Source organism: Stenotrophomonas maltophilia group sp. Smal13 (assembly GCF_030236855.1).
GTDB lineage: Bacteria > Pseudomonadota > Gammaproteobacteria > Xanthomonadales > Xanthomonadaceae > Stenotrophomonas > Stenotrophomonas maltophilia_A.
The window spans coordinates 1-5,583 of the sequence record NZ_JASJSQ010000044.1 but is presented as its reverse complement, the minus strand read 5'-3'; the positions used below and the strand labels follow the sequence as shown (position 1 = coordinate 5,583).

The following is a 5,583-nucleotide window of genomic DNA, read 5'->3' as shown; positions in this document are numbered from 1 at the left end:
GCGCGAGTTGCGCCGGCGCTGGCCTGCAGCGGCTGCCGCAGGGCAGGCGCAAGGGCGAGCAGGGTGGCCAGCACCAGCGGCAGCACGTAGTAGGTGACGCGATAGATCAGCGCCGCCGCCAGCACCGCTGCCGGTGCCACCTGCGGCAACAGCTTCAGCAGGCTCCACTCGAACACACCCAGGCCCGCGGGCACGGTGGAGACCAGGCCGGCCAGCACTGCCACCAGGTAGAGCCCGACGAAGCCTGGCAGGCCGGTGGGCGTGGAGTCCGGCAGCAGCACGTAGAACGCGGCACTGGCCAGCACCAGTTCGATCACGCTGAGCACGGTGACACCGATCATGGTGCGGCGGTCGGGCAGCCACAACGCATGACCGAATACGCTGAACTGCCGTCCATCGCGGCCGACCAGCAGCACCGTGGCGAGGTAGGCGAGCAACGCGACGATGCCGACGATACGTACCGCATTGGGATCCAGCGGCAGTGCCAAGGCTGCGGCAGCCGGTTCCATGCACAGCGCCACACTGATCAGCAGCCATGCACCGAACACGAAGCCGAGCGTGCTCATCAGCACCACCTGGCCGATCTGCGCCAGGTCCAGGCCGGCGCTGCGGTAGCCACGCAGGCGCACCGCGCCGCCGGTCAACGCGGCAAAACCCACGGTCTGGCCCAGCGTGTGCGCAAGGAAGGCGGTGATGCCGATGCGCGCGGGGTGCACGCGGATGCCGCTGCGACGCAGGCCGATGGCATCGAAACCGATCAGGCAGGCGTAACTGGCCAGGCCGAGTACCACGGTGAGCGCGATCTGCGTGCCGCTGAGCTGCCGGAACGCCTGGCGGATGGCGCGATAGCCGTGCTCGTCGAACTCGTTGGCCAGGCCGTGCAGGGCCAGGGCGAGGATCAGCAGGGGGATGACGATGGTGGCAACCCGCTTCCAGGTTGGCGTGGAAGAGGCAGTGGTGGAATCGACGGGGGCGGTCATCGGCGCAAGGGTGCGGCAGGAGGGGCGAGGGCGGTGTCAACGCGGGCGTGGCGCATCGTGCGCCTGTCATCGTCATTTGACCAGTGGGACCGTCGGAGTCCGGTAGTGACGTGTCGCGGAGGATGCCCGTGCACCCACCGTCGACCGGTTTGGAGGACAATGCAGGCCTGATCAACCGCAGGAGCCACGCCCATGATGGAGCGTTACGACGTCGGACCGCGCATGTCCGAAATGACCGTATACAACAAGGTCGCCTATCTCTCCGGCCAGATTCCGGAAGACACCAGCCAGGACATCACCGGCCAGACCCGGCAGGTGCTGGCAGAAATCGACAAGCTGCTGGCGTTGGTCGCCAGTGACCGCCAGCACGTGCTGCGCGCCGAGGTGTTCCTGGCCGACATGGCCGACTTCGACGGCATGAACAAGGCGTGGGATGAGTGGGTGGTCGAGGGTGCGACCCCGGCGCGTGCCACGGTCGAGGCCAAGCTGGCCCACGCTGACTGGAAGGTCGAGATCGTAGTGACGGCGGCGGTACCGTAACGGCAGGCAAGGTCAGGTCCCACCAGCGGAGGGTAGAGTCGACGGTTAGTCGACTATCGCGCGCAGCGCGGGGTTTTGCGCCGCCGGAACGAAGAGCAGTCGCAACCGTCGACTCTACCCCGCCGCTCCACTGCCGGTTGGTCTGGTGGCTACGTTGGCACCAGCTCGATGCAGTCCACCGGGCACGGTGGAATGCACAGCTCGCAACCGGTGCACAGATCGGCAATGACCGTGTGCATGTACTTGGCGCCACCGACGATGGCATCCACCGGGCAGGCCTGGATGCACTTGGTGCAGCCGATGCAGTCGGCTTCCACGATCAATGCCACCTGCGGCGCCTTGTGCTCGCCGCGCGAACGATCAAACGGAATGGCGGGTACGTCCAGTACCTGCGCCAGTGCGCGCGCGCCAGCGTCGCCGCCCGGCGGGCAGCGGTCCACGCCTGCCTCGCCGCGCGCCATGGCCTGCGCGTACGGGCGGCAGCCGTCGTAGCCGCATTGCCCGCATTGGGTCTGCGGCAGCAGGCGGTCGAGGCGTTCGGTCAGGGGAGGAATCAGGCTCATGCGTGGCGAAGGCTGCGCGTTGGGGTTACTTCAAGGGTTTGCCACGGAACCAGCGCTCGTGGGCCAGCGCCAGCATCGGCTTGTCTTCGGAGCTGTCACCGTAGGCATGGATGCGCACGTAGCGTGACAGATCGAACTGGCGGCGGATGTGCTCGACCTTGCGCGGGCCACAGTCGCCACCGGCATAGCGACCTGTGAGACGGCCGTCCTGGCTCTCCAGCCGGTTGCAGATCAACTGCAGGCCCAGCTGTTCGCACCACGGCCGCAGATACAGGTCCAGCGAGCCGGACACGATCACCACGGTGTGCTGCTGTTCCTTGTGCCAGCGGATCTGCTCCAGCATTTCCGGGCGCACCACGTCGGGCAGGAACTCACGCGAGAAGCCGGCTGCCAGCGTGGCGATGTCATCGCTGTGGCGGTCGCTGAAGGTCAAACGGGTGACGCGCGCGCGGATGCGCTCGGCCGAGATCAGTTTCAGCTTGTATGCGGCCAGCCACGGGCCGACTTTCCACCACGCCTGTGCCAGCTGTTCGGCCGTGGCCACGCGGCGCAGGAATCGGCCATAGGTATCGCAGGTGGTTACGGTGTGGTCGAAGTCGAACAGCGCCAGTTCCATTCCGTTGCCTCCCATCGCGTTGCCCCGAGGCCGGTGCTGCCGGCGGGCGTGGCCGCAACCACGCCCGCTGCGGGCATCAGCGGACCGGCATGCCCGGCTGCGCGCCGCTGTCGGCGTCCAGCAGCGCCAGCGCGCCGCCGTCGAAACCGGCCGACAGGATCATGCCTTCGCTCAGGCCGAAGCGCATCTTGCGCGGGGCCAGGTTGGCGATGAACACCACACTGCGGCCGACCAGCTTCTCCGGCTCGCCGTAGCTGGCGCGGATGCCGGAGAAGATCTGGCGCTTGCCCAGCTCGCCGGCGTCCAGTTCGAAGCGCAGCAGCTTGTCAGAACCTTCCACGAACTCGCAGACCAGCACCTTGCCGATGCGCAGGTCGAGCTTGGCGAAATCGTCGATGCCGATGTAGGCCGGAGCATCGGCACCCTTGGCTTCGTCCTTGGCCGGTGCCGGTGCGGCCGGCTTGGCGGCGTCGGTCTTGGCGGCGGGGGCGGCAGCGGCGGCCGGCTGCAGGGTGTCCTTGGAGGCGTCGATCATGGCGTCAATCTTCTTCGGGTCGATACGGGTGAACAGCGGGGTGTACTCGGTGATGCGATGGCCCAGCAGCGGCTGCGCCAGTTCGGTCCAGTCGGTCACCGGCGCGGCCAGGAAGGCCTCGGCCTGCGCAGCGGTGGCCGGCAGCACCGGCTTCAGGGCGGTGACCAGCACGCGGAACAGGTTCAGGCCCTGGCTGCACACGGCCTGCAGCTGCGCGTCGGCGCCATCCTGCTTGGCGATCACCCACGGCTTGACGTCGTCGATGTAGCGGTTGGCTTCGTCGGCCAGGGTCATGGTCAGGCGGATCGCCGCGGCCGGATCGTTGCGCTCGTAGGCTTCACGGATCGGCGCCAGGCCGTCGACGAAGCGCTGGTACTGCGCCGCATCGGGCAGCTGTGCGGCCAGCTGGCCGTCGAAACGCTTGCTGATGAAGCCGGCGCAGCGGCTGGCCAGGTTGACGAACTTGCCGACCAGGTCGGCGTTGACGCGGGCGATGAAGTCACCCAGGTTCAGGTCGAGATCGTCGACGCCACCGCCGGACTTGGCGGCGTAGTAGTAGCGCAGCGCTTCCGGCTCCAGGCCGGCGTCGAGGAAGGTACGCGCCATCACGAAGGTGCCGCGCGATTTGCTCATCTTGGCGCCGTCTACGGTCAGGTAGCCGTTGACGTGCAGGCGGGTTGGCGCGCGGTGGCCGGTGCCATGCAGCACCGCCGGCCAGAACAGGCCGTGGAAGTTGACGATGTCCTTGCCGATGAAGTGGTGCAGCTCGGTGGCGGTGCCGGCGCGCAGATGCGCTTCGAAGTCTTCGCCGAGCTTGCCGCACAGGGTCTGGAAGCTGGACAGGTAGCCGATCGGCGCATCCAGCCAGACGTAGAAGTACTTGCCCGGCTGGCCCGGAATCTGGAAACCGAAGTACGGTGCGTCGCGCGAGATGTCCCACGCGCGCAGGCCACCTTCGGCATTGAGCCACTCACCCAGCTTGGCCTTCACGCCCGGCAGGGCGACATCGCCGGCCAGCCATTCGCGCAGGAATGCATCGAAGTGGCCCACCTCGAAGAAGAAGTGCTCCGAATCGCGCATTTCCGGCGTGGCACCGGAGATGACCGAACGCGGCTCCTTCAGGTCGGTCGGCGCATAGGTGGCGCCGCAGACTTCGCAGTTGTCGCCGTACTGGTCGGGGCTGCCGCAGTTCGGACAGATGCCCTTGACGTAGCGGTCGGGCAGGAACATGCCCTTGGCCGGGTCGTAGAACTGCGCCACCGAGCGGCGGCTGATGTGGCCGGCCGCTTCCAGCTTCAGGTAGAACTGCTCGGTCAGCGCCTTGTTGGCCGCCGAATTGGTCGAGTCGTAGTGATCGAAGGCCACGCCGAAGGCGGCGAAGTCACGTTCGTGACTGGCCTGGATGTTGGCGATGAAGGTTTCCGGGGTGACCCCGGCCTTCTCCGCGGCCAGCATGATCGGCGTGCCGTGGGTGTCGTCGGCGCAGACGAACCAGGCCTTGCCGCCACTCATTCGCCGCGCACGCACCCAGATGTCGGCCTGGATGTAGCCGACCAGGTGGCCCAGATGCAGCGGGCCGTTGGCGTAGGGCAGGGCGGTGGTGACGAGCGCGGTACGGGTCATGGTCGCGGGGTGAAGCCGAGGGGAACCGCAGAGTATCGCATGCCCGCAACGACGTGACCCGGCCGAAGCCGGGTCACGGGGATGAAGCGGGGCCTGGGGGCTTATTCGCGCTGCCAGGTCTGCGCGCGGCAGATGAAGGCAATGCAGCCGGACACGTCCAGCTTGGTGCCGCCGGGCTGCAGTTCCATCTTCGACTTGTAGGTCTTGCCGTTGGCCGGGTCGAGGATGGTGCCGCCGGACCACTTGTTGGCGCCGTCGGCCTTCAGGTTCCAGAGAATGGTCATGCCCTTCACCGGCTTGTTCTTGTTGGCGCCTTCACAGCCGTCGCAGACCGGGTTCGGGCCCTTGTCCGAGTGCAGGATGTCGACCACCTTGCCGGTCAGCGTGCCGTTGGCGGCCTGGCTGATCTCGACGATCGACTTCACCTTGCCGGTTTTGTCGTCGATGGTCTTCCAGCGGCCGGCGGCGCCGTCGGCGGCCTGTGCCGACAGGGCGGCCAGGCACAGCGGCAGTGCCAGCAGCAGGGTCTTGAAGGTGTTGCGCATGGTCCCCTCCCAGGGTTCATTCCGGCACGCTGCCGGCATGGGTCGACTGTATACCCATTCGGCGGGGTATGGGGAAGGGGGGGCTTTGCAGGGCTGCGCCCTGCACCTGCGGGGGCAACAGCAACTGCAACAGCAACAGCGGGCTATCCGTGGGATGGCGGGGTGGGTTCGGTTGCGGGGG

General features: G+C 67.3%; 5 protein-coding genes and 1 pseudogene. 1 reads left to right on the top strand and 5 read right to left on the bottom strand.

The window, feature by feature from the left end:
- Window positions 1-980: pseudogene (locus QRO95_RS14980) on the bottom strand (hypothetical protein); the annotation flags it as partial.
- A gap of 192 nt (window positions 981-1,172) precedes the next feature.
- Between QRO95_RS14980 and QRO95_RS14975 the strand changes: the two are divergent.
- Complete coding sequence (locus QRO95_RS14975) at window positions 1,173-1,520, top strand: RidA family protein (RefSeq protein WP_005410556.1); 348 nt, start codon at window positions 1,173-1,175, stop codon at window positions 1,518-1,520.
- Between the two features lie 149 nt (window positions 1,521-1,669).
- Here the strand turns inward: QRO95_RS14975 and rnfB are convergent, their stop codons facing one another.
- From rnfB to QRO95_RS14955, 4 genes are all read right to left on the bottom strand, one after another.
- Window positions 1,670-2,083 (bottom strand): Rnf electron transport complex subunit RnfB, encoded by a 414-nt coding sequence (gene rnfB, locus QRO95_RS14970; protein ID WP_080291848.1) that lies wholly within the window; start codon window positions 2,081-2,083, stop codon window positions 1,670-1,672.
- Between the two features lie 25 nt (window positions 2,084-2,108).
- On the bottom strand, window positions 2,109-2,699 hold the full coding sequence (locus tag QRO95_RS14965; RefSeq protein WP_049463206.1) for an HAD family hydrolase: 591 nt from the start codon (window positions 2,697-2,699) through the stop codon (window positions 2,109-2,111).
- A gap of 76 nt (window positions 2,700-2,775) precedes the next feature.
- A complete protein-coding gene (gene metG / locus QRO95_RS14960) occupies window positions 2,776-4,857 on the bottom strand; it encodes a methionine--tRNA ligase (RefSeq protein WP_285302902.1) in 2,082 nt (693 codons plus the stop codon).
- A gap of 101 nt (window positions 4,858-4,958) precedes the next feature.
- Window positions 4,959-5,402: a DUF2147 domain-containing protein gene (locus QRO95_RS14955; protein ID WP_032130402.1), complete on the bottom strand. Its 444-nt coding sequence runs from the start codon at window positions 5,400-5,402 to the stop codon at window positions 4,959-4,961.
- Between the last annotated feature and the right edge of the window lie 181 nt (window positions 5,403-5,583).

What these genes read in the sequence shown, in the direction of transcription:
- QRO95_RS14975 (WP_005410556.1), top strand. Translation starts at nt 1,173, where the DNA reads ATGATGGAGCGTTACGACGTCGGACCGCGCATGTCCGAAATGACCGTA.
- metG (WP_285302902.1), bottom strand. Translation starts at nt 4,857, where the DNA reads ATGACCCGTACCGCGCTCGTCACCACCGCCCTGCCCTACGCCAACGGC.
- QRO95_RS14955 (WP_032130402.1), bottom strand. Translation starts at nt 5,402, where the DNA reads ATGCGCAACACCTTCAAGACCCTGCTGCTGGCACTGCCGCTGTGCCTG.
- rnfB (WP_080291848.1), bottom strand. Translation starts at nt 2,083, where the DNA reads ATGAGCCTGATTCCTCCCCTGACCGAACGCCTCGACCGCCTGCTGCCG.
- QRO95_RS14965 (WP_049463206.1), bottom strand. Translation starts at nt 2,699, where the DNA reads ATGGAACTGGCGCTGTTCGACTTCGACCACACCGTAACCACCTGCGAT.